22 protein-coding genes and 1 pseudogene are annotated in these 25,494 nt (G+C 71.6%); 18 read left to right on the top strand and 5 right to left on the bottom strand.

The genetic code is table 11. The annotated features are described in order from the left end of the window. The 13 genes from ABZW03_RS13565 to ABZW03_RS13505 form a co-directional block, all read left to right on the top strand. Window positions 1-376 (top strand): HAD hydrolase-like protein (locus ABZW03_RS13565; protein WP_355256212.1); only part of this gene is annotated, 376 nt, incomplete at its 5' end. Window positions 377-506: 130 nt separating this feature from the next. Then, window positions 507-2,132, top strand: coding sequence for an L-glutamate gamma-semialdehyde dehydrogenase (pruA, locus tag ABZW03_RS13560; protein ID WP_355256221.1), 1,626 nt, complete (start codon window positions 507-509; stop codon window positions 2,130-2,132). A 285-nt stretch (window positions 2,133-2,417) separates the two neighbouring features. After that, on the top strand, window positions 2,418-7,364 hold the full coding sequence (locus ABZW03_RS13555) for an NAD-glutamate dehydrogenase (protein WP_355256209.1): 4,947 nt from the start codon (window positions 2,418-2,420) through the stop codon (window positions 7,362-7,364). A 424-nt stretch (window positions 7,365-7,788) separates the two neighbouring features. After that, entirely contained in the window at window positions 7,789-9,078 is a 1,290-nt protein-coding gene (locus tag ABZW03_RS13550; protein WP_355256206.1) for an ATP-binding protein, read from the top strand. Further along, complete coding sequence (locus ABZW03_RS13545) at window positions 9,075-9,476, top strand: roadblock/LC7 domain-containing protein (protein WP_355256204.1); 402 nt, start codon at window positions 9,075-9,077, stop codon at window positions 9,474-9,476. Before ABZW03_RS13550 ends, ABZW03_RS13545 begins: the two co-directional genes overlap by 4 nt. Beyond that, window positions 9,473-9,847 carry a DUF742 domain-containing protein gene (locus ABZW03_RS13540; protein WP_355256201.1) on the top strand — a complete coding sequence of 125 codons (375 nt, stop codon included), beginning with the start codon at window positions 9,473-9,475 and terminating at the stop codon, window positions 9,845-9,847. Before ABZW03_RS13545 ends, ABZW03_RS13540 begins: the two co-directional genes overlap by 4 nt. Continuing rightward, window positions 9,822-10,412: an ATP/GTP-binding protein gene (locus tag ABZW03_RS13535; RefSeq protein WP_355256198.1), complete on the top strand. Its 591-nt coding sequence runs from the start codon at window positions 9,822-9,824 to the stop codon at window positions 10,410-10,412. Before ABZW03_RS13540 ends, ABZW03_RS13535 begins: the two co-directional genes overlap by 26 nt. A 137-nt stretch (window positions 10,413-10,549) precedes the next feature. Next, window positions 10,550-11,884 (top strand): cytochrome P450, encoded by a 1,335-nt coding sequence (locus ABZW03_RS13530; RefSeq protein ID WP_355256219.1) that lies wholly within the window; start codon window positions 10,550-10,552, stop codon window positions 11,882-11,884. Window positions 11,885-12,225: 341 nt separating this feature from the next. Then, the gene (locus tag ABZW03_RS13525; protein WP_355256216.1) at window positions 12,226-13,359 is read left to right on the top strand and encodes a cytochrome P450; all 1,134 of its coding nucleotides are present in this window, start codon (window positions 12,226-12,228) and stop codon (window positions 13,357-13,359) included. A gap of 170 nt (window positions 13,360-13,529) precedes the next feature. After that, entirely contained in the window at window positions 13,530-14,264 is a 735-nt protein-coding gene (locus tag ABZW03_RS13520; RefSeq protein WP_355256195.1) for an enoyl-CoA hydratase/isomerase family protein, read from the top strand. A gap of 123 nt (window positions 14,265-14,387) precedes the next feature. After that, window positions 14,388-15,194 (top strand): hypothetical protein, encoded by an 807-nt coding sequence (locus ABZW03_RS13515; protein WP_355256192.1) that lies wholly within the window; start codon window positions 14,388-14,390, stop codon window positions 15,192-15,194. A 111-nt stretch (window positions 15,195-15,305) separates the two neighbouring features. Then, window positions 15,306-15,938: a sigma-70 family RNA polymerase sigma factor gene (locus ABZW03_RS13510; protein ID WP_355256189.1), complete on the top strand. Its 633-nt coding sequence runs from the start codon at window positions 15,306-15,308 to the stop codon at window positions 15,936-15,938. Continuing rightward, window positions 15,935-16,867, top strand: a complete 933-nt coding sequence (locus ABZW03_RS13505; protein ID WP_355256186.1) for a CU044_5270 family protein — start codon at window positions 15,935-15,937, stop codon at window positions 16,865-16,867. The genes ABZW03_RS13510 and ABZW03_RS13505 overlap by 4 nt, the downstream gene beginning before the upstream one ends. 9 nt (window positions 16,868-16,876) lie before the next feature. Here the strand turns inward: ABZW03_RS13505 and ABZW03_RS13500 are convergent, their stop codons facing one another. The 4 genes and pseudogenes from ABZW03_RS13500 to ABZW03_RS13485 all read right to left on the bottom strand — a co-directional run bounded on the left by ABZW03_RS13500 (window position 16,877) and on the right by ABZW03_RS13485 (window position 20,245). After that, a complete protein-coding gene (locus ABZW03_RS13500; RefSeq protein WP_355256183.1) occupies window positions 16,877-17,548 on the bottom strand; it encodes a hypothetical protein in 672 nt (223 codons plus the stop codon). A gap of 296 nt (window positions 17,549-17,844) precedes the next feature. Continuing rightward, a complete protein-coding gene (gene cyaB / locus ABZW03_RS13495; protein ID WP_355256180.1) occupies window positions 17,845-18,408 on the bottom strand; it encodes a class IV adenylate cyclase in 564 nt (187 codons plus the stop codon). 41 nt (window positions 18,409-18,449) lie between these two features. After that, window positions 18,450-18,947, bottom strand: a pseudogene (locus tag ABZW03_RS13490) (XRE family transcriptional regulator); the annotation flags it as partial. Further along, on the bottom strand, window positions 18,920-20,245 hold the full coding sequence (locus tag ABZW03_RS13485; protein ID WP_355256215.1) for a tetratricopeptide repeat protein: 1,326 nt from the start codon (window positions 20,243-20,245) through the stop codon (window positions 18,920-18,922). The gene ABZW03_RS13485 and the pseudogene ABZW03_RS13490, both read right to left, overlap by 28 nt. A 201-nt stretch (window positions 20,246-20,446) precedes the next feature. On the opposite strand from ABZW03_RS13485, the gene ABZW03_RS13480 reads away from it, so the two are divergent. The 3 genes from ABZW03_RS13480 (at window position 20,447) to ABZW03_RS13470 (ending at window position 22,482) form a co-directional block, all read left to right on the top strand. Beyond that, entirely contained in the window at window positions 20,447-20,869 is a 423-nt protein-coding gene (locus tag ABZW03_RS13480; RefSeq protein WP_355256177.1) for an ATP-binding protein, read from the top strand. Between the two features lie 14 nt (window positions 20,870-20,883). Next, entirely contained in the window at window positions 20,884-21,435 is a 552-nt protein-coding gene (locus ABZW03_RS13475) for a hypothetical protein (protein WP_355256174.1), read from the top strand. Between the two features lie 78 nt (window positions 21,436-21,513). Continuing rightward, window positions 21,514-22,482: a hypothetical protein gene (locus ABZW03_RS13470; RefSeq protein WP_355256171.1), complete on the top strand. Its 969-nt coding sequence runs from the start codon at window positions 21,514-21,516 to the stop codon at window positions 22,480-22,482. Here ABZW03_RS13470 and hemC read toward each other — a convergent pair. Beyond that, window positions 22,479-23,411: a hydroxymethylbilane synthase gene (hemC, locus tag ABZW03_RS13465; RefSeq protein WP_355256168.1), complete on the bottom strand. Its 933-nt coding sequence runs from the start codon at window positions 23,409-23,411 to the stop codon at window positions 22,479-22,481. The two genes, ABZW03_RS13470 and hemC, sit on opposite strands and share 4 nt — an antisense overlap. A 714-nt stretch (window positions 23,412-24,125) precedes the next feature. On the opposite strand from hemC, the gene ABZW03_RS13460 reads away from it, so the two are divergent. Continuing rightward, window positions 24,126-24,557: a hypothetical protein gene (locus ABZW03_RS13460; protein WP_355256166.1), complete on the top strand. Its 432-nt coding sequence runs from the start codon at window positions 24,126-24,128 to the stop codon at window positions 24,555-24,557. Then, window positions 24,554-25,372: a class I SAM-dependent methyltransferase gene (locus tag ABZW03_RS13455; protein ID WP_355256163.1), complete on the top strand. Its 819-nt coding sequence runs from the start codon at window positions 24,554-24,556 to the stop codon at window positions 25,370-25,372. Before ABZW03_RS13460 ends, ABZW03_RS13455 begins: the two co-directional genes overlap by 4 nt. The last annotated feature ends 122 nt before the right edge of the window (window positions 25,373-25,494 follow it).

Below are 25,494 nucleotides of genomic sequence, written 5' to 3'. Positions count from 1 at the left end.
GGACGGCTGGCGGGAGGCCGGGAACAGCCAGTCGCTGCTGTCGATGTACGAGCACGACCGGCTGGTGCCGCTGGTCGACACCTTCGGCCTGACCGGCGGGTTCCTCCGGGTGGACGGCCGCAGCGGCCCGTCCGGCGGCCAGAAGGCGGAGCACCTGGCCCGGCACCTGGCCGCGCTCGGCGAGCGGGTGGACCCGGCCCGCACCGTGCTGATCGGCGACGCCGCGGACGACGCCCTGGCGGCGCTGGGCGCGGGCGCCCACGCGGTGCTCTACACCGGCGGTTCGCACACCCGGGAGAAGCTGGAGCCGGTCGGCGTCCCGGTGGTGGACAGCCTGGCCGAGGCGGTCGAGCTGGCCGGCCGGATCGCGGGCTGAGCCTTCCGGTGGCGGGCGGACGTGGCGGGCGCCACGTCCGCCGTCCGCGTGTCTGAACGGGCGGATCGCGCCCCGGCTGGTCAGGCTGGTCCCACACCCGACCAGCCGCCAGGACGGAGCCACCATGCCCATCGACGCAGTCACCGAGGTGCCGGTGCCGGTCAACGAGCCGGTGCGGGCGTACGCGCCCGGCAGCCCGGAGCGGGACCGGCTGGTCCGGCGGCTGGACGAGCTGGCGGCCGAGCAGGTGCCGCTGCCGATGACCATCGGCGGCGAGCAGCGCTTCGGCGGCGGCGAGCGGATCGAGGTCGTCCAGCCGCACCACCACGCCGCCAAGCTGGGCGTGCTCGGCAACGCCACCCGGGAGGACGCCCGGGCGGCGGTGGACGCGGCGCTGGCCGCCGGGCGGCAGTGGCGCTCGCTCTCCTTCGACGACCGGGCGGCGGTCTTCCTGCGCGCCGCCGACCTGCTGGCCGGCCCCTGGCGGGAGACGCTCAACGCGGCCACCATGCTCGGCCAGTCCAAGACCGCGCAGCAGGCCGAGATCGACTCCGCCTGCGAGCTGATCGACTTCTGGCGGTTCAACGTCCGGTTCGCCCGGGAGATCCTGGCCGACCAGCCGGTCTCCTCGCCCGGGGTGTGGAACCGCACCGACCACCGCCCGCTGGAAGGTTTCGTCTACGCCGTCACCCCGTTCAACTTCACCGCGATCGCCGGCAACCTGCCCACCGCCCCCGCGCTGATGGGCAACACCGTGGTCTGGAAGCCCGCGCCGACCCAGACCCTGGCCGCGTACCACCTGATGCGGCTGCTGGAGGCGGCCGGCCTGCCGCCCGGGGTGATCAACCTGGTGACCGGCGACGGCCTGCAGGTCTCCCCGGTCGTGCTGGCCGACCCGGCGTTCGCCGGGCTGCACTTCACCGGCTCCACCGCCACCTTCCAGCACCTGTGGCAGACCATCGGCGCCAACATCGGCGGCTACCGCGCGTACCCGAGGATCGTCGGCGAGACCGGCGGCAAGGACTTCCTGCTGGCCCACCGCTCGGCGGACCCGGACATCCTGCGGACCGCGCTGGTCCGCGGCGCCTTCGAGTACCAGGGCCAGAAGTGCTCGGCGCTCTCCCGCGCCTACCTGCCGCGCAGCCTCTGGCAGCGGATCAAGGACGACTTCGTGGCCGAGGTGGACGCGCTGGCGGTGGGCGACGTGACCGACCTGTCCAACTTCATGGGCGCCCTGATCGACCGGCGGGCCTTCGAGCGGAACCGGGACGCCATCGAGCGGGCGAAGGCCGACCCGACGATCGAACTGGCGGCCGGCGGGCAGTACGACGACGCGATCGGCTGGTTCGTCCGGCCGACCGTCCTGGTCTCCTCGGACCACCGGGGCGAGATCTTCCGGACCGAGTACTTCGGCCCGATCCTCGCCGTCCACGTCTACGAGGACTCCCGCTGGGACGACGTGCTCCGCCGGGTCGACGGCGGCGCCCCGTACGGCCTGACCGGCTCGGTGATCGCGCAGGATCGTTACGCCATCGCCCAGGCCGTGGAGGAGCTGCGGTTCACCGCGGGGAACTTCTACATCAACGACAAGCCCACCGGAGCCGTGGTCGGCCAGCAGCCCTTCGGCGGCGGCCGGGCGTCCGGCACCAACGACAAGGCGGGCGCCGCGCAGAACCTGCTCCGCTGGACCTCGGCGCGGTCGATCAAGGAGACCTTCGTCCCGCCGATCCACCACGGATATCCGCACATGGGCTGAGAGTGAACATCAGGCTCCGGTTTGGACATGGTGTCCAGGACGGACCCGACTTCCTGCGGGTTTGCTCCTACCTGTCCCTGTCCACCTTCGATTGATCCGGTTAGGCTGGCTGGCGTCGTCGGGTGGCTTGCAGGACGAATGAGTCGTCTTACCCGCTGGGCGGGCGTTTCATGCGTGCCATGAGCCCCTTTCAGTCGGATGGTGCGGCAGGATTGCGGTGACCCGTCGGTGTACATCCACACACCACCGAGTCACGCAACGGCGCGCGACAGGAGCCAAGAAGTCATGCAGACCAAGCTGGACGCAGCCAAGGCCGAACTGCTCAAGAAGGCAGCCGCAGCCGCTGAGAACAGCCAGGTGGGGGGAGCGGCGCCGGGGGAGGGTCTGAGCAACGGCGCTCTGACCGCGTACCTGCACCACTACTACCTCCACACCGCGCCCGAGGACCTGGTCGACCGCGACCCGGTCGACGTGTACGGCGCGGCCGCCTCCCACTACCGCCTGGGGCTCAAGCGCCCGCAGGGCACCGCCGAGGTGCGGGTCCACACCCCCTCGGTCGAGGAGAACGGCTGGTCCTGCGGCCACACCGTGGTGGAGGTCGTTACCGACGACATGCCCTTCCTGGTCGACTCCGTCACCAACGAGCTGTCCCGCCAGGACCGCGCGATCCACATCGTGATCCACCCCCAGCTGGTCGTCCGCCGTGACATCACCGGCAAGCTGCTGGAGATCCTGGACGTCGACGCCTGCTCCCGCAGCCAGGCCGCCGGCACCGAGTGGCCCGCCGACGCGACCGTCGAGTCGTGGATGCACATCGAGATCGACCGCGAGACCGACCGCGAGGACCTGCGCTCCATCGAGGCCGACCTGCGCCGGGTGCTCGGCGACGTCCGCGAGGTCGTCGAGGACTGGGGCAAGATGCGCGAGAGCGCGCTGCGCCTGGCCGACGAGCTGGCCGAGGAGCCCCCGGCCGGCCTGCCCGAGCAGGAGGTCGGCGAGGCCTGGGAGCTGATGCGCTGGCTCGCCGACGACCACTTCACCTTCCTCGGCTACCGCGAGTACGACTTGGTCGAGCACCAGGGCGAGGAGGTCCTCAAGGCCGTCGCCGGGACCGGCCTCGGCATCCTGCGCTCCGACCCGCACAGCCACGACGACGCCCACCACGCGGTCAGCGAGGCCTTCGGCCGGCTCTCCGCGCCGGTCCGCGCCAAGGCCCACGAGAAGAAGCTGCTCGTCCTCACCAAGGCCAACAGCCGTGCCACCGTGCACCGCCCGGCCTACCTGGACTACGTCGGCGTGAAGAAGTTCGACGCCGCCGGCGAGCCGGTCGGCGAGCGCCGCTTCCTCGGCCTGTTCTCCTCCGCCGCCTACACCGAGTCGGTCACCCGCATCCCGGTCGTGCGCCGCAAGGTCCAGGAGGTGCTGGAGGAGTCCGGCTTCTCCAGCGAGAGCCACGACGGCCGCGACCTGCTCCAGATCATGGAGACCTTCCCGCGGGACGAGATCTTCCAGACCCCGGCCTCCGAGCTGCTCTCCATCGCGACGAGCGTGCTCTACCTCCAGGAGCGCCGCAAGCTGCGGCTGTTCCTGCGCCAGGACGAGTACGGGCGCTACTTCTCGGCGTTCATCTACCTGCCGCGCGACCGCTACACCACGCGCATCCGGCTGCTGATCACCGACATCCTCAAGGAGGAGCTGAACGGCGCCACCATCGACTACACGGTGTACGCCACCGAGTCGGTGCTGACCCGTCTGCACTTCGTGGTCCGGGTCGCCCCGGGCACCGAGCTGCCGCAGCTCACCGACTCGGACATCGAGCGGATCGAGAACCGCCTGGCCGAGGCCGCCCGGTTCTGGATGGACGGCTTCCACGACCAGCTGCACATCGAGCTGGGCGAGGAGCGGGCCGCCGAGCTCGGCCACAAGTACGCCAACGCCTTCCCCGACGGCTACCGCGCCGACTTCCCGCCGCGCACCGCCGTCGCCGACATCAAGCAGATCGAGTCGCTGCACGGCGAGGGCGACTTCCGCCTGAACCTGTACCAGCCGGTCGGCGCCGGCGACGACGAGCGCCGCTTCAAGATCTACCGGGTCGGCGGCCCGATCTCGCTCACCGAGGTCCTGCCGGTGCTCCAGCGCCTGGGCGTCGAGGTGCTGGACGAGCACCCGTACGCGCTGCGCCGCTCCGACGGCACCACCGCGTGGGTCTACGACTTCGGCCTGAAGCTGCGCGAGGCCACCGAGCTCACCGACGAGGCCCGCGAGCGCTTCCAGGAGACCTTCGCCGCCACCTGGACCGGCAAGGCCGAGAACGACGGCTTCAACGAGCTGGTCCTCACCGCCGGGCTGACCTGGCGCCAGGCGATGATGCTGCGCGCGTACGCCAAGTACCTGCGCCAGGCGGGCTCCACGTTCTCCCAGGACTACATGGAGGACGCGCTCCGCAACAACACCCACACCACCCGGCTGCTGGTCAACCTGTTCGAGGCCCGGCTGAGCCCGAGCCACCGCTCGGGCGCCCTGGAGCTGACCGAGGGCATCCTGGAGGAGCTGTCCGGCGCCCTCGACGAGGTCGTCTCGCTGGACGAGGACCGCATCCTGCGCTCCTTCCTGAACCTCATCAAGGCCACCCTGCGGACCAACTTCTTCCAGCGCGCCGCCTCCGGCGAGTGGCACTCCTACGTGTCGGTGAAGTTCGACCCGAAGGCCGTCCCGGACCTGCCGGCCCCGCGCCCGGCGTTCGAGATCTGGGTCTACTCGCCGCAGGTCGAGGGCGTCCACCTGCGCTTCGGCAAGGTCGCCCGCGGCGGTCTGCGCTGGTCCGACCGGCGCGAGGACTTCCGCACCGAGATCCTGGGCCTGGTCAAGGCGCAGATGGTCAAGAACACCGTCATCGTCCCGGTCGGCGCCAAGGGCGGCTTCGTCGCCAAGCAGCTGCCGGACCCGGCGGTCGACCGCGACGCCTGGCTGGCCGAGGGCGTCTCCTCGTACAAGACCTTCATCTCGGCGCTGCTCGACATCACCGACAACCTGGTCGGCGGCGAGGTCGTGCACCCGGCCGACGTGGTCCGCCACGACGAGGACGACACCTACCTGGTCGTCGCCGCCGACAAGGGCACCGCGACCTTCTCGGACATCGCCAACGGGGTCGCCGAGTCCTACGGCTTCTGGCTGGGCGACGCGTTCGCCTCCGGCGGCTCGGCCGGCTACGACCACAAGGGCATGGGCATCACCGCCCGCGGCGCCTGGGAGTCGGTCAAGCGCAACTTCCGCGAGCTCGGCGTCGACACCCAGTCCGAGGACTTCACGGTCATCGGCATCGGCGACATGTCCGGCGACGTCTTCGGCAACGGCATGCTGCTCAGCGAGCACATCCGGCTGGTCGCCGCCTTCGACCACCGCCACATCTTCCTGGACCCGAACCCGGACGCGGCCTCCTCGTACGCCGAGCGCCGCCGTCTGTTCGAGCTGCCGCGCAGCTCCTGGGACGACTACGACAAGTCGCTGATCTCGGCCGGCGGCGGGGTGCACCCCCGATCGGCGAAGGCGATCCAGCTGACCCCGCAGGTCCGCGCGGCCCTCGGCGTCGAGGAGACCCGGCTGACCCCGGCCGAGCTGATGAAGGCGATCCTGCAGGCCCCGGTCGACCTGTTCTGGAACGGCGGCATCGGCACCTACGTCAAGGCCTCCACCGAGACCAACGCCGAGGTCGGCGACAAGTCCAACGACGCCATCCGGGTCAACGGCGAGCAGGTCCGGGCCCGGGTCATCGGCGAGGGCGGCAACCTCGGCTGCACCCAGCTCGGCCGCATCGAGTACGCGGCCACCGGCGGCCCGGAGGGCACCGGCGGCTGGATCGACACCGACGCGATCGACAACTCCGCCGGTGTGGACACCTCGGACCACGAGGTCAACATCAAGATCCTGCTCAACCAGGTCGTCGCCGAGGGCGACATGACGGTCAAGCAGCGCAACGCCCTGCTGGCCGCGATGACCGACGAGGTCGGCCACCTGGTGCTGCGCAACAACTACGCGCAGAACGTGGTGCTGGCCAACGCCGTCGCCCAGGCGCACAGCATGGTCAACGTGCACGCCCGGATGATCAGCCGCTTCGAGTCGGCCGGCCAGCTGGACCGGGCCCTGGAGTTCCTGCCCACCGAGCGCCAGATCCGTGAGCGCCAGCAGAACGGCCGCGGCCTCTCGCAGCCCGAGATGTCCGTCCTGCTCGCGTACACCAAGATCATCCTGGCCGAGGAGCTGCTGGCCACCGACCTGCCGGACGACCCGTTCTTCCGCACCGCGCTGCACGAGTACTTCCCGAGCGCGCTGCGGGCGAAGTTCGCCGACGCGATCGACAACCACGCGCTGCGCCGCGAGATCATCACCACGCTGATCGTCAACGACACGATCAACCGCGGTGGCTGCACCTTCGCCTTCCGCCTGAAGGAGGAGACCGGCGCGACCTACGAGGAGATCGCCCGGACGCACACCGCCGCGCGGGCCGTCTTCGACCTGGAGCCGATCTGGGCCGAGATCGAGGACCTGGACAACAAGGTCCCGGCCCGGGTGCAGACCAAGATGCGGCTGCACTCGCGGCGCCTGGTCGAGCGCGCCACCCGGTGGATGCTCAACAACCGCCGCCAGCCGCTCGACATCGCCGGCACCATCGAGTTCTTCCACGACCGGGTCAACCAGGTCTGGGCCTCGCTGCCCAAGCCGCTGCGCGGCGAGGACCTGGTCTGGTTCGAGTCGGTGTACGGCGAGCTCGCCTCGGCCGGGGTGCCGGAGGAGCTGGCCACCCGGATCGCCGGCCTCTCCTCGGTCTTCCCGACCCTGGACATCGTCGAGGCCGCGGACCGCTCCGGCAAGGACGTCGCCGAGGTCGCCGACCTCTACTACGACCTGGGCGACCGGCTGCAGATCTCGCACCTGCTCGACCGCATCATCGACCTGCCCCGCACCGACCGCTGGTCGTCGATGGCCCGGGCCGCGATCCGCGAGGACCTCTTCGCGGCGCACGCGGCGCTGACCGCCGACATCCTGGCCTGCGGCCCCGAGGCCGCCACCCCGGAGGAGCGGTACACCGCCTGGGCCGAGCTCAACTCGACCCTGCTGAACCGCGCCAAGAGCACCCTCGACGACATAAGGGGTTCGGACAACTACGAGCTGTCCAGCCTCTCGGTCGCGATGCGCGTCATCCGCACCCTGCTGCGCACCGGTTCGATGCGCTGACGGACGGCTGTACCGGAGGGGCCCGCGTCCACGGGGACGCGGGCCCCTTCCGCATGCCCGGCCCGTTCCCCGGAGCCGCGGCGGTTCCGGAGTGTGGCGTCTCGATCACTCTGCGTGCGAATCGAGGTGTGGTGGGCACGTGTCCCTGCGGTTAACGCGGCGTCACGAAATCGGCCATTTCCCGTCAGAGTTCCCGGCAGGTCGTGGAATTTCGTCCCAACTGCCCTTTTTGGCATCTGTTCTGACATGGCATGAGTTGCAGTAGGCTGACTCCGCGATAGGCGTCGCCGCAGGTCTCGTGCCGCAGAGCGCTTCGATGTGATGTGACATCAGGTGCCTTTCGGAGAGAGGTCCATGGCCGCCAGTCCCATTCGCGCTTCGGGGCCCGGACCGGCTCCACGCGATGCCACCTGAAGAGAGTTTCATGACGTCATTTGTGCAGGAACCCTTTTTCTGGGTCTTCATCGTGGTGATGCTCGTGGCCGTCGGAGCGGCCCTCCAAGCCCGCAGGACGAACCTCGCCCTGCGGCGGCGCAACGCCGCGCTGGAGGAGGAGACCGCCCAGGCCCAGCGGCAGCGCGACGAGTTCGCCGCGCTGCACGACCGCCTGCAGGGCCAGCACTCGTCCGAGCTGACCGCCGTCCGCCGGGACGCCGAGGAGGACACCAAGGCCGTCCTCAAGGCGGCGATGCGGACGCTGCAGGGCCTGGCCGACGAGCAGCAGGTCGTCATCGACAAGGTGCAGCGGAAGTACGGCGACAGCCCGCAGATCCTCGCCGACCTGATGACGATCGACCACACCAACAGCCAGTTCGGCCGGCGTGCCCAGGGCATCGCGGTGCTCTGCGGCGGCTGGCTGGGCCGCCGCGAGAGCGTCGCCTCGGTGTTCGACGTGGCCCGCAGCGCCCAGGGCCGGATCCGGCACTTCGACCGGGTCCGGATCCACTCCCGGGTCAGCGTCTCGCTCGTCAGCAAGGTCGTCGAACCGGTCGCCGTCGTGCTGTCCGAGCTGCTCGCCAACGCGACCAACTACTCCGCCCCGGACACCCCGGTGGAGGTCAGCGTCCAGGCCGTCCCCACCGGCGTCTGCCTGATCATCGACGACGCCGGGCTGGGCATGGGCCAGGAGGAGAAGGACCGCGCGGCGCTGCTGCTCAACCCGGGCGCGCCGACCAGCCTCACCAGCCTGGGCAACCCCCCGAAGTTCGGCTTCGCCGTCTCCGGCCTGCTGGCCGCCCGCTACGGCTTCCGGGTCTCCGTCGACTCGGTCTCCCCGTACGGGGGCGTGCGCGCCGTGGTGCTGCTGCCGGCCGAGCTGCTCAGCAGCGAGGTCGCGGCCCCGCCCGTCACCGAGCACGCCGACTACCAGGCGCCGCCGGCGGAACAGCCCGCGCAGGCCTGGGCGCAGGCCACCGGCCAGCGGCTGGTGTCGCTGTCCGAGCCGGCTTCGCCGCTGGCCCCGGTGCCGGCCCCGCAGCCCGCGGCGGCGGTGGCGGAGACGACCGCGGACGGGCTGCTGCCCCGGCGCCGCCGCCAGCGCCCCGTGTCGGTCCTGCCCGTCCCGCAGGACCAGGGCCGGGCCGAGGAGCCGGGCTGGACCGGGGACCCGGTGCGGAGCACCGGCCAGCACACGCCGTCCCGCCTCGGCGCGTTCCAGCGCGGCACGCTGTCCGGGCGCAACACCATGACCACGGAAGGAACCGAGATCCAGTGAGCCGCGATCTTTCCTGGGTGCTCAACGACGTACTCCAGGTACCGGGCGCCCGGCACGCTATCCTCGTCTCCGCCGACGGCCTCCTGCTCGAACGGTCCAGCGAGATCGGCCGCGACGAGGCGGAGACCAACGCCGCCGCGATGAGCTCGATGCAGTCGCTGAGCCGCGCGGTCGCCCCGTTCGTCGGCGGCGCCGGAGGGGCCTGGCGCCAGACCCTCCTGGAGTACGACCACGGCTGGATCTTCCTGATCGCGGCCGGCAGCGGCGCGTACCTGGCCGCCTCCACCGCCCCCGACGTCGACATGGAGGCGATGTCCTTCCGGATGCAGCAGCAGGTGGGCGCACTCGGCCGGGCGATGTCGGCGGCGCCGCGGCAGAGCACGCTCAGCGGCTCATGACGACCGGCGGCGAGGAACAGCGGGTCACCGGTGGCTTCATCCGCTCCTACGTCATCACCGGTGGACGCGAGTTACCGAATGCGGACGACCTGTCTCTGATCACCCTGGTCACCGTCGCGCCCGGGCAGGACCTCCCCGTCCTGCCGAGCCCGGAGACCCGGGCGATCTGGGAGCTGTGCTCCGGCGGATACCTCTCGGTGGCCGAGGTCGCGGCGCGGCTGGAGCTTCCGGTGGGGGTCGTGAGGCTGCTGCTGACGGACCTGATCCGGGAGGGGCGGCTGCTGCGCCGGTCGGCCCCGCCGCCGGCCCAGGCTCCGGACCCGAGACTTCTAGAGAAGGTACTGCATGGACTTCAACGCCGGTTCGCCTGAGGACATCTACGTCCCGGGCGCGGTGACGACCGCCGTCAAGATCCTCGTCGTGGGGCACTTCGCGGTCGGCAAGACGACGCTCATCGGGGCCCTGTCGGAGATCGCCCCGCTGAGCACCGAGGAGAGCATGACGCAGGCGTCCGTCCGCGTCGACGACCTCCGCGGCGCACCGGACAAGAAGACCACGACCGTCGCCCTGGACTTCGGCCGGCTGACGCTCGGCGACGACCTGGTGCTGTACCTGTTCGGCACCCCGGGGCAGCAGCGGTTCATGCAGCTCTGGGAGGACATGGCGAGGGGCGCGCTGGGAGCGCTGCTGCTGGCCGACCCGACCCGCCTCGCGGACACCTTCCCCGTCATCGACCTGGTCGAGCAGTACGGCCTGGAGTACGCGGTGGCGGTCAACAGCTTCGACCGGCAGAGCGACTACACCGAGGACCAGCTGCGCGAGGCGCTCGACCTGCTGCCGCACACGCCGGTGGTGTTCTGCGACGCGCGGGACCAGCAGTCCTCGGCCAACGCCCTGCTGACGCTCGTCCGGCACCTGCTCGACCGCGCCTCCTGACGTCCCACGCTTCCCACCCCCACGCCTTCCTCCCCTCACGTCTCCCGGGTCCGCACCCGCCCGGGGCCACCTCCAAGGAACGACCCATGGAATCTCTGCAGCGACCCCTCCCGCAGTCGCCTCCGCCGGGCTGCCCGATGCACGCCGGCGTGAGCACCCCGCTCTACGGGGAGATGTTCTCGGCCGATCCCGGCGCGGTCTACGACCGGCTGCGCGCCCACGGCCCCGCCGCACCGGTGGAGTTGGCCCCGGGGGTGGACGCCACCCTGGTCACCTCGCACGAGGCCGCGCTGCGGGTGCTGCAGAACCCGGGCATGTTCGCCCGGGACTCGCGGCGCTGGGCCGCCCTGAACGAGGGCCGGGTGCCGATGGACAGCCCCGTCCTGCCGATGATGTTCTACCGTCCCAACTGCCTGTTCACGGACGGCGCCGAGCACCTGCGGCTGCGCAAGGCCGTCACCGAGAGCCTGGAGCGGCTCAACGACAGCCGGCTCAACCGGCACGTCGAGCGGATCGCCGGCTACCTGATCGACCAGTTCAGTCCGCTGGGCCGGGCCGACCTGCTCAACGACTACGCCAAGCTGCTGCCGCTGCTGCTGTTCAACCAGCTGTTCGGCTGCCCGGCCGACATCGGCGACCGGCTGACCCGCAGCATGTCCGCGCTCTTCGACGGCATCGACGTGATCCAGGCCAACGAGGAGCTGACCTCCTGCCTGATGGACCTGGTCGCGCTGAAGCGCCGCCAGCCGGGCGACGACATCACCTCCTGGCTCATCCAGCACCCGGCCGGCCTGCGGGACGAGGAGCTCAAGGACCAGCTGGTCATGCTGATGGGCGCCGGCGTCGAGCCCGAGCGCAACCTGATCGGCAACGCGCTGCTCCTGCTGCTCTCCGGCGAGGGCGGCTCCGGGCTGCGCATCGAGGACGCCCTCGACGACGTGCTGTGGAACAACCCGCCGATCGCCAACTACGCGACGCACTACCCGATGCAGGACCTCAACGTGGGCGGCGTCCCGATGGACGCCGGCAGCCCGGTGGTGATCAGCTTCGCCGCCGCCAACAGCGACCCGGCGCTGACCGACGCCCGGCTGACCCTCAGCAAGGGGGCCCACCTGGCCTGGGGGGCCGGTCCGCACGCCTGCCCGGCCAAGTCCCCGGCCCAGCTGATCGCCCTGAGCGCGATCGAGTGCCTGCTCAACGCCCTCCCGGACGTCACCCTCGCGGTGCCCGCGGAGAGCGTGGAGTGGCGGCCGGGCCCGTTCCAGCGCGGCCTGGTGTCGCTGCCGGTGCGGTTCAGCCCGGCGCCCGCCCGGACCACCCGGCCGGCCGCGGGGGCGGAGCCCGTACCGGCCCCGGCGGCGGGCGGCTCCGAGGCGGCGCCGGCGTACCCGCAGGCCACGGCCGCCGCGCCGGGCCGGGCGCCGCAGAAGAAGGGGTGGTGGAGCTCCTTCCTGGACGTCTTCCGGGTCTGAGGCGTCCTCGGACTCCGGGCCCCGGGCATCCTGCCCGGGGCCCGGACGTGTTGCCGGGAGCCGTCCGGTCACCGCGAGGTGAACGGCGTGCGACGCCCGTGCGGAACGTGACGGGGGCAACACGGATCGACGCTTGAGCGCGCTGTTGCTGGGTAGTACGCCGCCGTACTGCCCGCCCGCGCGTTGAAGGAGCCCGTGTGACCGCCATGTTGGATGCCTGCCCCGCGCCGGAGCGCCCCGACCCAGGGAGCGACCGCCGCGCCGCCGTGCCGCTGCTGCGGCGGCTGCGGTCGGCCGAGGGGCTCGCGGACCCGAGCCCGGTCTACGACGAGCTGCGCGCCCTGGGCGACCTCGTCCCGGCGCCCTGGGGCGGCTACCTGGTCACCGGTTACGAGGCGTGCGACCAGGTCCTGCGCGGCCGGCACTGGCTCGTCCCCGACTTCGCCTGGCAGCAGCGGCAGACCGGGACGGATCGCTGGGAGGCCGTCGCCACCCAGGAGATGAGCCGGACCCTCTCCCGACTCAACGCCCCCGAGCACACCCGGCAGCGGCGCAGCCTCGGGAGCCTCTTCGACCGCAACACCCTGCGGGACATGGTGCCGGCCGTCGAGGCCGACGCCGCCGGGCTGCTCGACCACCTGGCCGAGCGAATACGGACGGACGGCGAGGCGGACTTCGCGGCCGTGGTCGGCGAGCAGCTGCCGATCGGCACCGTCGGGCGCTGGCTGGACATCCCGCCGGCGGACCACCCGCACATCCTGTCGATGACCCACAACCAGGTGCACGCCCAGGAACTGCTGCCCACCAAGAGCCAGTTGGCGGTCTCCGAGCAGGCCACCATGGAGCTGCGCGAGTACTTCACCCGCCTCGTCCGGGAGCGCCGCGAGCGGGACGGCGAGGACGTGGTCGCCGGCTGGATCCGCACCTGGGACGCGCTGGAGTCCGACCGCGAGGCCACCGACCGGATGGTCTACCAGCTCACCATGTTCGTCACCATCGCCTCGCTGGAGACCACGGCGACGATGCTCTCCTCGCTGGTCTGGCAGCTGCTGCGGTCGCCGGAGAAGTGGGAGTGGCTGCGGGAGCGGCCCGAGCACATCGACGAGGCGATCGACGAGGCGCTGCGCTACGACCCGCCGATCCGCGTCAACAGCCGCGTCGCGGGTGAGGACACCGTCCTGGCCGGGGTGCCGCTCCCCAAGGACACCATGGTCCACGTGATGTACGGCGCGGCCAACCGCGATCCGCGCCGCAACCCGGACCCGCACACCTTCGACCCGCTGCGCCGGGGCACCCACCTCACCTTCGGCGGCGGCGCCCACTACTGCCTCGGCGCGGGCCTGGCACGGCTGGAGGCGCGCGCCCTGCTGGGCCAACTGCTGGAGCGCTTCCCGACCTTGCGGGCGGTGAGCCCACCGGAGCACGCGCCCCGGATGGTCTTCCACCGGGTGACGTCCCTGAGAGTCGCCGCATGAGCGTCTCGCCGCAGGCCCCCTCGTACCCCCCGTTCGCGACGCAACCCCCGTACGTCGCGTACCCCCAGACGCCTGCCGACTGGTACCCGCAGGCCGGGCCCGCCGCCGAGCCTGCGCCGGTCCCTGGGCCCGCGCCGGTTCGTACGGTCCGTTCCGAGCTCCGGGGAGCGGTGCTCCACGTCCAGCTGGACAGCCCCGGGACGGGGAACGCCGTCACCTCGGCCATGCTGGACGAACTCCTCGCCCTCCTCGCCGTCCCCGACCCGGCCGTACGGGTGATCGTGCTCTCCGCGGCCGGCCGGGACTTCTGCCTCGGCGGGGACCGCGACGAACTCTTCACGGGCCTGGACGAGGACCCGACCGGCGGCCGGATCCGGAGCTACGGGGACAAGGCGCGCAGGGTCTGCGACGCCCTCACCAACAGCCCGGCCGTCACCGTCGCCCGGGTCCAGGGCCGGGCGACCGGCGCCGGCTTCGCCCTGGCGCTCGCCTGCGACCTGCGGGTCGGTGCCGAGAACGCCGTCTTCCGGCTGCCCGAGCTGGCCCTGGGGCTGCCCGTCGCCTGGGGCGGACTGCTGCCCCGGCTGCTCCACGAGGTCGGCGCGGCCCGGGTCCGCGAGATCATCCTCACCGGCCGCCCGGTCGGCGCGGTGGAGGCGCGGGAGCTGGCCATCCTGCAGCGCGTCGTCCCCGAGCAGGACCTGGACGCGGCGGTGGAGGAGTGGGCCCGGCCCGTCACGCGCCGACCCGAGGCCGCCCTGCGGGTCACCAAGACGCTGCTCGCCTCCCATGCCTCGGCCACCCGGCTGGCCGACGCCTCGGTGCTCGACTCCGAGCTGATGGCCTCCGTCCTCGCCGCCGCGCACTACGCCCGCGGCCTCGCCGACCGGCCCCCGGCCGACTGACCGGCCGCGTGCGGAGGGGCCCGTGTCCTCGGACGCGGGCCCCTTCGTCCGTACGGAAACCGGTTGTGGATCGCACCCGCGCATTCGATACCGTGTGCGATCGACATTGGGGAGGGGATCACCGTGGGGACGACACGCAACACCCGGGTGGCGGTGGCCGTACTGACGACGGCTCTGGTCGTGGCCGGAGCGGCGGCCTGCGAGGGGGACAAGGGCGGCGCCACCGCCACCGCGGCGGCCGTCACGCCGCCGCAGCCGTTCGGCGCCGCGGGCTACCGCGGGCTGCAGCTGTCGATGACCAAGGAGGAGGCGCTGGCCTCCGGGGCCCTGGAGAAGGCGCCGGTCTCGGTGCTGAACGGCTGCACCGACTACGCGTACAAGGGCGGCCCGGCGCCGGACCAGGCCCGGATGGCGAACGAGGCGGAGGTCCACGCGAAGACGACCAAGGCGATGGCCAGGATCGACGAGATCAGGGCGAAGCGGAAGCCGGTCGCGCCGCTGACGCCCGGGGCCTCGCTGAAGGAACTGCAGGAGTACAACGCGCGCCTTCAGGCGCAGATCCAGCAGGACACCGCCGACCAGAAGGAGATCGCCGAGCTCCAGAAGGACCTGGACCTCATCACGCCCGCCCGCAAGGCCCGGGACGAGGCCTTCCTGGCGACCGGCCGGGTCAACTTCGGCACCAAGGGCCTGCGCCAGGTGGTGGCGCCCGCGGACGCCCGCACCGCCGAGGGCGTCGGCGCCGGCTCGACGGAGGAGCAGCTCAAGCAGGCCTACGCGGGCAAGGAGCTGAAGCCGGTCGAGGGCGGGAAGTTCGAGCTCCCGGCCGACGGCGGCAGCGGCGGACCGGACTGGTTCTACGAGTTCACCATGGCCGAGGGCAAGGTCGCCGCCCTCGCCCTGGTGAAGCACAACACCTACTGCTCCTGAGCCCCGGTCGGCCCGGCCCGGCGGTGGAGGCCCCGACGAACCACCGGGTTCGGCGGGGCCTCCGCCGTGTTCCGTCGGGAACCCGGCGGCCCGTGCGGACAGGTGGGGAACGTGGAACTGTCACAGCGGGCACGGTTGAGGAGTGGGGACCAGTGGGCGTTCGGGGAGTTGTTCGATGAGACGGCGGACGACCTGTACCGGTACGCGGTACGGGTGGTGGGGGACCGGGCGGCGGCCGAGGACGCCGTCCAGCTGACCTTCCTCGAAGCGTGGCGCTTACGCGGCAAGCTGCGGGAGGACGGCGGGCCGGTGCGGCCCTGGCTGTTCGGGATAGCGGCCCACGTCCTGCGCAACACGACCCGGGCCGCCCGGCGGCACCGGGCGGCGCTGGCGCGGATGCCCGACCGCGGCGTCCTGCCGGACTTCGCCGAGGAGTTGGCCGGACGGCTCGACGACGACGCCCGGCTCGCCGCCGTCCGGCGGGCGCTGGCCCGCCTGCGGAAGGCCGAGCGCGAGGTGTTCGGACTCTGCGTCCTGGCGGGCCTGGACTACGGGAGTGCGGCCGAGGCACTCGGGGTGCCGATCGGCACGGTGCGCTCCCGGCTCTCGCGCGCCCGTACCAAGTTGCGCGCGCTGGTGGACGAGGAGCTCCGGGGCGGGCGGGAACTCCCGTCGGGCACCGGACAGGTACGGGGTGGCCGCAGCGGAGCGGCCAGGCCGACGACTCCGGGGAGGACCCGATGAACCCGATGAACGAGGACGAACTCCTGTCGACACCCGAGGGGCCGGGCCTCTCCGCCGACCGCCGGCAGCAGCTGCGGGGGCACCTGATGAGCGAGTTCGCGCGCGGGCCGGTGGCCGCGCCCCGCCGGATCCGGCTCGGCTGGGTGGCCCTGCCCGCCCTGGCAGGCGGCCTGGCGCTGAGCTTGGTGCTGGTCGGCGGCGGGCAGCCGAGTCCGTCCACCGAGTCCAGCGGAACGGTCGCGGCCGTCGTCCTGGACCGCGCGGCGGAGGCCGCCGAGCAGCAGCCCGCCCCGGCGGCGCGCGGGGACCAGTTCATCTACGTGAAGAGCCTGGAGAAGTGGAGGGAGGCGGGTGGCGAGGTGTCGCGGACCCGGGAGGACTGGCTGTCCGTCGACGGCAGCAAGCGGGAACTGCTGCTCATCGACGGGCACGTGCCGAACCCCGGAGGAAGCGACGAGCACGGGGAGGCCGAACCCGTGCCGAACGCCGGGAGGATCGGCAGCTACGCCTACGTCGCCGCCCTGCCGACCGACCCGGACGCGCTGCTGGCCAAGATCCACGCGGACACCGCAGGCCACGGGTCCAGCCCCGAAGCGGAGGCGTTCGAGACCGTCGGCGAGCTCCTGATGTTGCAGATCGCCCCACCCGCCGTCAGCGCCGCGCTCTACCGGGCGGCCGCGAAGATCCCCGGCGTCACGGTGATCGACTCGGTGACCGACGCGGCCGGCCGCCCCGGCATCGCGGTCGCGCGCCGGGACAGCGGCGGGAAGGCCGAGGCCCAGTGGATCTTCGACCGCACCGACTACACCTTCCTCGGCGAGCGCGGCGTCGCCGTCACCGACGGCGCGACCTTCAAGAAGGGCGACGTCACCGGCCAGAACACCATCCTCGCCCGCGCCGTCGTCGACCAGCCCGGCACCCGCCCGTAGCGGCCTGCCTCAGGCCGGTTGAGGCCGTCCACGCAGCGCCGCGCGGGCGCGGGCGACGCCCCCGGGTGTGGCCCGGGCCCCGCTGCCGACGGCGACGGTTCTCGTGCCCAGGCCCGCACAGGCGCGGCAGATGCCGGGCCGGGGCACCGGATCGTGGCAGCGGCCGCACTCGGCGTACGGCGGCGGCGGTGGCGGCGCCGCTCGGTCCGGCGGGAGCTTGCGTTGCAGCCGGTCCCGGAGGATGGCCGCTGCCGAGTGCATCGGCTGCGGCAGGCCGGGCAGCAGGGCGTGGGCCAACTCGGCCTCGCCGCAGCCGCGTTCCAGCCACTGGGTGACGAGCGGGGCCAGTGCCCGCGCCTCGGCCTCGCCGAGGCGCAGGCGCGGTTCGGGCCGGATCACCCGGAACAGCGTGGCCACGGCGGCCCGCGTCCGTTCATCCGGGAGGGTGGGTTCTTCTCCCGGGTCCTTTACGGGAGGAGTGACAGCGCCGCCGGTACTCCCTCCACCGGAAGCCGGGCGGGGGACAGCCGGTTCGGGTTGCGGGGTGTCGAAGACGTGGGCCTCGGACCGCACCGTCCCGTCGGCCATCCGGACCGTGTCGACCCGGTAGTACCCGGCGTTCTTGAGCTCGGTGAGCGCCCGCCGCACGGCGCCCCGCCCCTGCGGACTGCTGTCCGCCATCTGCCGCCCGTCCTCCCGCCAGCCGTCAGGACGGGAGAGCAGGTCCGCGAGGAGGCCCCGAGCGGTGTAACTCAGCCGACGGTCCTGCAACAGGCCGTTCGGAATCACGGTGAACGCGCGCGTGTGAGCGCTACGATGAATCTGCATTGGGGGAGCTACGACTCCTAATGCCCGACCCCGGGGTGTTCCACCACCGCCGGGGTCTCCTATGTTCTGTTGATGATGCGGAAAGTAGCACACCGACTACACGCAGTGCGAACCGTTCGCGAATCTCCGCCCGCCCGCTCTCCTCCGGATCAGGTGCGAGCTGCGGCCACCGCGTCCGTGTACAGCTCCGTTGTCAGGTCGTCCTCATTGATCCCGAGGTCGGCCAGTACGGCCCGTACGGCGTCGAGCGCCGCTCCGAGGCCGTCCTGGGTGGCCGCAGCGGTCTCGACCTCGACGAACGTCGCGTCGAGCTCCGGAACGCGGACGAGCGTGGCGAGGAAGCGCCGGCCGTCGCGTTCGAAGTCGTAGTTGCGGCACCGCTTCTCGAACCGGATGCGCGGGGTGAAGCCGAGGCCCCGGATGATCTCGTGGGCCGCGTCGGCGTCCTCCACCCGGGTCTCGGCCTCCCACTTCGACCCGGATGCCTCGTCCACCCGGGCGCCCTTGTACGTGAGCACGGTGCGGGTGTCCTCGGGCCCGTGAACGGTGCGGATCCGCAGCTCTCGGTCGGCGCCCATCAGGCTGCCGTCCGGGGCGTCGTAGTAGGTGTCGCGGTACACCTCGGCGCGCCCGGCTCCGTACGAGTCCTCCAGTCGCGCGAGGACGAGTTCGGGGTCGCGCACGACGGCCTTGAGCTCCGCCTCGATCGCCATGCCGGTACCTCCTTCGGGCCTCGGCGGTGTGGTGGGGTGCGCTACGTCTCCGGCGGCACGCTGTAGCGGCTCAACACGTCGTCGGCCGTGGACCGGTCCAGGAGGCGCAGCTCCCAGGGCCCGGTGTTGACGTCGAACTCCTTGTCGAAGCCGACCCACTTACCGGCCATGCGGCGCCCGGTCGGATCGACCAGCAGCTGGACGGCGCCGTGGTACCTGGCCCCCTGGTAGTAGCCGTCCGGTGCGGTCTGTTCCACCCATGAGCCCGTCACGACGTTCCGGTCGACGGTGAGGTCGAACGACAGCGGTGAGTCGGGATTGGACGATGCGCCGGGGAGCGACCGGCCGGTGATCCGGTTCCCGCTCTGGGACAGCACGACGTGGTGCAGGCCGGTGAACGTGCTCTCCCGGCTGCTGCTGAAGTACTCGTAGTGGCTGACCCAGACCCCCGAGTAGTCCTCACCCGTGGGAGCGGGTGCGGCCTGCACGGGCACGCCCGGTTGATCGCTGGTCATGTCATGGCCTCCCGTGCCGTCCGCGCTCGTCCTTGGCCGCCCGCCATGGGGCGGGCGCGTTCGAGGAGTCCGCGCACGTGGGGGTTGCGCCGGTGCGGCCGGGTCGCGGAGAGCATCGAGCGGAAGCGGTCGTCGGCCCGGCCGGACTGGACGTGCGGGTAGTCGTCGAGAGCCCGGTGCCAGTCCGCGCAGGCTTCTTCGAGGCGACCGGCCTGCAACTTCCACTCGGCGAGCATGCCCGTCATGCGCACCCGGTTGCGCACGTACACGGAGTACCGCAGACGATCGGACGCCTCCATCGCGGTGATGGCACCTGCCTTGTCCCCGAGTTCCCAGCGGACCTTGGCCTCGTGGTACGCGAGGGAGGACGGATCGTAGGAGCCGAATGCCTTCGCCTTGGACTCGGCCTGCTCCATCGCGACCTCCGCTGTCCGCAGGTGGTGCAGGGCGCCGGCCCTGTCTCCGGTCTGGGCGGCGGCGTGGGCTTGTTGGCCGGCGAGGAAGGCCCTCATGCGGGGGCCGGCCTGTGGGGAGGCCGCCGAGGCGGCGTCCGCGAACCGCAGGGCGGTACTGCCGTGGCCGAGGTCGACGGCCTGGACGCTCATGCCGCGTAGGGTCGTGCAGTACGTGAGGTGGTCGCCCGCGTGCCCCGCCAGCTCCAGGGCTTTCGTGTAGTAGCGCTGGGCCAGGGAGTCGTGGCGTTCGTCCATCGCCATGTAGCCGGTCAGGTAGCAGTGGTCGGCGGCGGCCGACAGCATGGCCTTGCGGACGTCCTCGCCGGCGTCCGCCCGCAGGTACGGGACGATCGTGTTGACCAGGAACGAGGCGGCCATCGGGCGGGCCATCCGGCCGCCGAACTGGTCGTCCAGGTCGCTGATCCGTTCGGTCATCGCCGCGACCGCCCGGACCTCCGCCATGCCGATCCGCAGATGCGGATCGGTCCGCAGCCTCTCGAAGCGACCCACCATGTCGGGCCAGCCCGGAATGGTGAGGGCCGCCGAGTACAGGCCTGCTGTGAGGACTCCGCGCCGGGATGGGTCCATGTCGAGGCTCCCCAGGTCAACCAGTCCTGACACCGTATCCGTCGACTGGTCGGCGGGGGTAGGCATCTCGCGGAATCCGGCCTCGAAGGCGGTGATCGGCCGCTTGAGCCTCCGTGCCAGCGTCTCCAGGACCACCGGCAGGGCCTTCGCCGCAGGTGAGGTGCCGCCGAGCCAGTGGGAGACGGCCGAGGCGTCGTACTTCAGCCGCTGCCCGGTCTCGGTGCCGGTCCGGTTGACAGCCCGTGCCAACTCGCCGTTTCCCCAGGCGGCTTCGGTCATCAACGAGGCGAGCTTGCGGTTCGGCGCACGGTCGGTTCGCACGACAGTTCCCCCTGGCGGACGGGTTTCAAGGGTTTCAACGTCCCGGCTCGGCTCGACCATAGCCGACCAAAGGGCATGAAGGTTGACTGTTCGTCATCAGTCGATCACCAGCGGTGGTGCGACTGGTCCCCTCCTCTTTCCCCTACGAGGTGCTCCCTCATGCTCACGTCCCGCCGCCCCCGCATGTTCGTCGCGCGCCTCGACTCGCGGACCGAATCCACGCCCCTGGCCCGGTACTTGCTCCGGGCCTACCTCTCCGGGCTGCCCTCCGGGGAGCGCTACCGCGACACCGCCGAACTCCTCCTCGGCGAACTCTTCGCCAACGCCGTCCAGCACTGCGACGCGCCCGACGACCGCCGCATCGAGGTCCGCTTCGCACTCACCGGCTCCCTTCTGCGGCTGGAAGTCCACGACGCCGACGTCACCCGTCCCTCCCCCCGCACTGCCGCGCCCTGCGACGAGCACGGGCGCGGCCTCTTCCTCGTCAACGAGCTCGCCGAGCGCTGGGGCTGCGCCTCCCGGCCGTGCGGCATCGGCAAGTTCGTCTGGGTCCTCATCGCTCCCTCCACCACCCTCGCCTGAGAGCCGTCCCACCCATGCACCTCGCCACCCTGGCCCGGCACACCCTCTCCCGTGGCGCCACCCCCGCCGCCACCTACGCCCTTCTCGCCCGCCTCGGCCACCAGCCCCTGCCCACCGCCCGCGCGGTCTGCCTCGCCCTCGACATCCCCCTCGCCGAAACCACCCGCCGCCTGGCCGACTGCTACGACGCCCTCCTCGCCGACCCCCGCCCCAACGCCGAGGCCGACACCGGCGAACTCCTCGAAGCCCTCGGCGTTTTCGACATCCCCAAGTCCCTCACCGACACCGAACTCGCCGTCGTCGACCACTTCCTCACCGCCGTCGACGCCATGGGCGGCATCCGGCCCGGCCACCAGCACGGCCTCACCCGCTGGTTCACCACCGGCAACCTCACCGCCGCCTACCTCTCCCTCGCCGCCGCCCACCCCCTGCCCCGCACCGGCGACCCCGCCCGCTACTGGACCGCCCTCGTCGCCGCCGGCGAACTCCTCGCCACCACCCTCCCCTCCGATCGCCGTATCACCTACGCCCTCACCCACTGCCGCGCCCGCGCAGCCCGCCCCTAAGCGCAGGAAGTCGGCCCGGCCGACTTCCTGCGCGGGAAGCCCCGCCCGGCGCCACATGCCACGGACTGAGAGGACAAGATGACCACCACCCAGCGCGCCGCCGCCCATGCCACCACTGGCCGACTCCACGGCCGCTCGGCCGTCCGGAGCTTCCTGGAGGGCCCCGAACTGACGGCGGGCGACCTGAGCATGGTCCTGCTGGTCCGAGAGGGCGGCGAGGACGCCGACCGACCGATGCCGACCGTCACCGTCGCCGAGATCCCGCAGGCCGTGCGGGAGCTGGCCGCCGTCGGCATCCGCTCGGTGAAGGTGTTCGCCAACAGCCTGCGCCGCGACCAGCGCGCCGCCGGTGCCATCGCGCCGGACAGCCTGATGGTGCGGGCCATCCACGCGGTCAAGGACACCGAGCCCGGCATGGCCGTGATGACCGAGAACTGCCTGTGCGGCCACACTGACACCGGCGAATGCCACCTGACCTTCGCCGGCCGGATCGACCTGGACGCGACGGCCGCGCTGATCGCCGCCCAGGCTGTCATCCAGGCCGGAGCCGGCGCCGACATCGTCGGCCCTGCCGCGATGACCCGGGGTACCACCTGGGCCGTGCGGCAGGCTCTGGACGAGGCCGGTCACCGGGATGTCGCAACCATGCCGCACCTGATCTTCGACTCCGCCCTCTACGAGGGCTACCGCACCACCATGCGGGCCACCCCCGCCTCCGGCGCCCGGCGCCCGTTCCAGATCAGCCCTCGCAGCCCGGAGGCTGCCGTCGACACCGGACTCGCGTTCGTCGGCGAGGGGGCGGACATGGTGCTGCTGGAGCCCGGGATGTTGTCGGTGGACATCCTCGCGGCCCTCAAGTGCCGCACCCCGGCGCCGCTCATGCCGTTCTCCGTCTCCGGTGAGTACCTGCGCCTGGCGCCGCTCGACCCGGCCACCGGACAGCGGGACTTCCGCCCGCTGGCGGAGCTGTTCACCATGCTCAAGCGGGCCGGTGCGGACCGGATCATCACCTACGCGGCCCTGGACCTGGCCCGACTGCGGGCCTAAGCGGCAGCAGTGGGCCGGATCTCCGCCAGGATGCCCTCCGCGTCCTGGTCCAGCAGGAGGCCGGCCACCTGTACGCCCAGCTTCTCCGGCTCGCACAGCGGGCCGGAGAGCCGGGCCTCCACCTGTCGCCTGCCGTCCACGGAGGTGACCTGTCCGTGCAGGGTCAGCACGTCTCCGTCGGCCTTGCCGAACGCGCCGACCGGCACCGAGCATCCGCCGTGGAGCTCTGCCAGCATCGCCCGCTCGGCCCGCACCTCCGCGTCGCTCACGGGGTCACCAGAACCGGCCAGGATCTCGCGGGCCGACTTGTTGTCCTCTCGGATCTGGATGCCCAGCGCGCCCTGCCCGGGCGACGGGGGAAACAGCCCGATCGGCAGGATCTCGCTGAGCTCCTCGCCACGGCCGAGCCGCTTGATCCCGGCGGCCGCCAGGATCACGGCGTCCAACTGCTGCGTCCTGAGCTTGCCGAGCCTGGTCGGGACGTTCCCCCGGATCTCCACCGGTACCAGGTCCGGGCGTACGTGCAGCAACTGGGCGATCCGGCGCGACGACGACGTGCCGATCCTGCCCCCGTACGGGAGCTCGGCCAACGTCGAGCCGCACAGCGCGTCGTGCACGTCCGCGCGGGTGGGTGGGGGCAGGAGGATCAGGCCCGGCGGGTTGGTGGTCGGCAGGTCCTTGAGCGAGTGCACGATCACATCGACCTCACCGGACAGCAGCGCGTTCACCTGGTTCACCGAGAACGCCGAGCCGCCGCCGCGCTCCGAGACGTCCCTCAGGGCCGACCTGCGGTCCTGATCGCCGGCCTCCGTGATCACTCTCTGGCGGAAGACCACGTCGGGGAAGCGCTCCCGCAGCGGTGCCAGGAACTCCCTGACCTGGGCCCGCGCCAGGTGACTGGCCCGCGACCCCACCACCAGTGTGCTCATAAGCCAACTCCCGGCATCTGACGAGATGTTGACCGCATGCTACTCGCATCAAGAGCGCCCGGTTTCCGACGTTATGTCGGAAACCGGGAGAGAGAGTCCTCGGGGTCGCATGCCGCCCAAACCGTCAGCATCGTCACTGGTCAGAGCCTCCGGGCCTGCTGAGTCCTTCGGGATTCCTGTTCTCCGCCCCGCCAGCCCTGTCCAGAGGGGAAGCCGGACGACACTGCATCAATTCCAACCGTCTCCGGCATGGCGGTATCCATCCTCCTGTCTGCGCAGGAAGTCGGCCGGGCCGACTTCCTGCGCACACAGAGCCGTCGCCGCTTCGGCGGGCCGAAGCGGCGACGGGTGGTCAGGTTCGGTGAGCAGCGGCCGACGCCCCGGGCGTCAGCGGGCGGCGGCGCGTTGGAGGGCGCTGGCGAGGAGGGCGACGACGGTGGGCCGCAGCGTGGCGGTGCGCGGGATGCGGCCGCTGATCCGGGCGGTCTGGAAGGCGGTGACGCCGCCGTCCGGGCTCCTTCACGACATCGGAAGCCTCCGGCGAGGAGTGTTCGACCTGCTCCGAGGCCGTCAACACACCTATCAGGCAAGCCATCTCTACCTGCAGGCCGGACGCCTCTGCGGCCTGGCCACCCATGTCGCTCGCTCGGCGACAGCGCGAGCGCGCTCCGATCCGTGGAAGCGGCTGTGGCGGCGCGGAGCACGGTAGCCGCTGTGGATCTTCCCGGCGTATTCACGTTTCCCGAGGCCAAGCAGTGGGCCTACGCCGGTACCGCCCTCCTTGCCTTGGGCGGTCGGCGTCACGTTGACCGTGCCATCGAGGCATCCTCCACGGCTATTGCCATGTACGAGTCCGGACCACAACAGGAACAGTCCTCCGGCGACCTGTTGGCTGCCTGCCTGGACCTCGCCAACGCCCACCTCGCCCATGGCGACCTCGACGGAGTGAAGGAGAGGCTCTCGGTGGTGTTGGATGCTGCTCCGGAGCGGCGAACCGCGAGTATCTCCAGCCGCCTTCGGGCGCTGGACACCCGTCTCGCCGAGCCCGTCTATGGAGGCTCGCCGATTGTTCTGAGTCTCCGCGAGAATGTCAGAGAAGCCTGTTCCCGACCCGCACGCACGAACTCTCCGGAGCTGCCACAGTGACGAGCAACACTGCAGAGCAGGACGCCGCAGTCGCCGACAAGGCGATCCTCGCGAACAGCGCCTATGCGGACGGGCGCCACCTGGCTGCCCGCCAGTCGATCTACCGGTGGCAGCAGCCGCGGTACGACCTGCCCGGGCTCATCGTCGAAGAGCTGGCCGACACCAGCGGCACCGTCATTGACATCGGCTGCGGCAACGGGAAGTTCGTCAGCCGCTTGCACCGCGACCGCCCGGACCTCGGGGTCGTCGGTATGGACATCTCGGCGGGCATCCTCGCTGAACTCCCGAAACCGGTCCTGGCGGCCGACGCCCAGGCTCTGCCTTTCGCCGACGAAAGCGCCGATGCCCTGCTGGCCCTGCACATGCTGTACCACGTGGGCGACATCGAGGCCACGATCAAGGAACTGGCCCGTGTCCTCCGGCCCGGTGGTGTGCTCATCGCCTCGACCAACAGCGAGACCGACAAGCAGGAACTGGACCGGCTGTGGTCCCGGGCCGCAGGGGATGTCCTCGGGCTTCCCGAGGGGCCGGCTCGGGTCTCCCTCAGCTCCCGCTTCTCCTTGGAGAATGCCCCTGGCTACCTCGGCGCGGTGTTCGAGGACATCAGGGTGCGGGAACTGCCCGGCATCATCGCGGTCACCGACCCCGCGCCGGTCGTTGCGCACCTGGCTTCCTACGAGGCATGGGCTGACCAGTGCGGCGTCCCGTTCCACGAGACGGTTAGTCGGGCAGCGGAGATCGTTGCCGCAGTGATCGCTACCGAGGGGGCTTTCGAGATCACGTGCCGCGGCGGCATCCTGATCTGCCGCCGATGAACCGCGCTCCTCCACGCTCATGACGGTTTCTGGGTCGCGTTGCGTAGGAAGTCGGCTCGGTCGACTTCCTACGCAGGGAGTGGTTGTGTCCGTCGCCGCTTCGGCGAGGCCGAAGCGGCGAC

Origin of the sequence: Kitasatospora sp. NPDC004799 (assembly GCF_040609095.1) — a bacterium.
In the GTDB taxonomy this organism is placed as follows: Bacteria; Actinomycetota; Actinomycetes; order Streptomycetales; family Streptomycetaceae; genus Kitasatospora.
Note: the sequence above shows the minus strand (reverse complement) of the source record. Positions and strands in the feature narration are given on the sequence as shown.

What these genes read in the sequence shown, in the direction of transcription:
- ABZW03_RS13555 (WP_355256209.1), top strand. Translation starts at nt 2,418, where the DNA reads ATGCAGACCAAGCTGGACGCAGCCAAGGCCGAACTGCTCAAGAAGGCA.
- ABZW03_RS13550 (WP_355256206.1), top strand. Translation starts at nt 7,789, where the DNA reads ATGACGTCATTTGTGCAGGAACCCTTTTTCTGGGTCTTCATCGTGGTG.
- ABZW03_RS13540 (WP_355256201.1), top strand. Translation starts at nt 9,473, where the DNA reads ATGACGACCGGCGGCGAGGAACAGCGGGTCACCGGTGGCTTCATCCGC.
- ABZW03_RS13535 (WP_355256198.1), top strand. Translation starts at nt 9,822, where the DNA reads ATGGACTTCAACGCCGGTTCGCCTGAGGACATCTACGTCCCGGGCGCG.
- ABZW03_RS13530 (WP_355256219.1), top strand. Translation starts at nt 10,550, where the DNA reads ATGCACGCCGGCGTGAGCACCCCGCTCTACGGGGAGATGTTCTCGGCC.
- ABZW03_RS13505 (WP_355256186.1), top strand. Translation starts at nt 15,935, where the DNA reads ATGAACCCGATGAACGAGGACGAACTCCTGTCGACACCCGAGGGGCCG.
- ABZW03_RS13500 (WP_355256183.1), bottom strand. Translation starts at nt 17,548, where the DNA reads ATGGCGGACAGCAGTCCGCAGGGGCGGGGCGCCGTGCGGCGGGCGCTC.
- cyaB (WP_355256180.1), bottom strand. Translation starts at nt 18,408, where the DNA reads ATGGCGATCGAGGCGGAGCTCAAGGCCGTCGTGCGCGACCCCGAACTC.
- ABZW03_RS13485 (WP_355256215.1), bottom strand. Translation starts at nt 20,245, where the DNA reads ATGACCGAAGCCGCCTGGGGAAACGGCGAGTTGGCACGGGCTGTCAAC.
- ABZW03_RS13480 (WP_355256177.1), top strand. Translation starts at nt 20,447, where the DNA reads ATGCTCACGTCCCGCCGCCCCCGCATGTTCGTCGCGCGCCTCGACTCG.
- ABZW03_RS13475 (WP_355256174.1), top strand. Translation starts at nt 20,884, where the DNA reads ATGCACCTCGCCACCCTGGCCCGGCACACCCTCTCCCGTGGCGCCACC.
- ABZW03_RS13470 (WP_355256171.1), top strand. Translation starts at nt 21,514, where the DNA reads ATGACCACCACCCAGCGCGCCGCCGCCCATGCCACCACTGGCCGACTC.
- hemC (WP_355256168.1), bottom strand. Translation starts at nt 23,411, where the DNA reads ATGAGCACACTGGTGGTGGGGTCGCGGGCCAGTCACCTGGCGCGGGCC.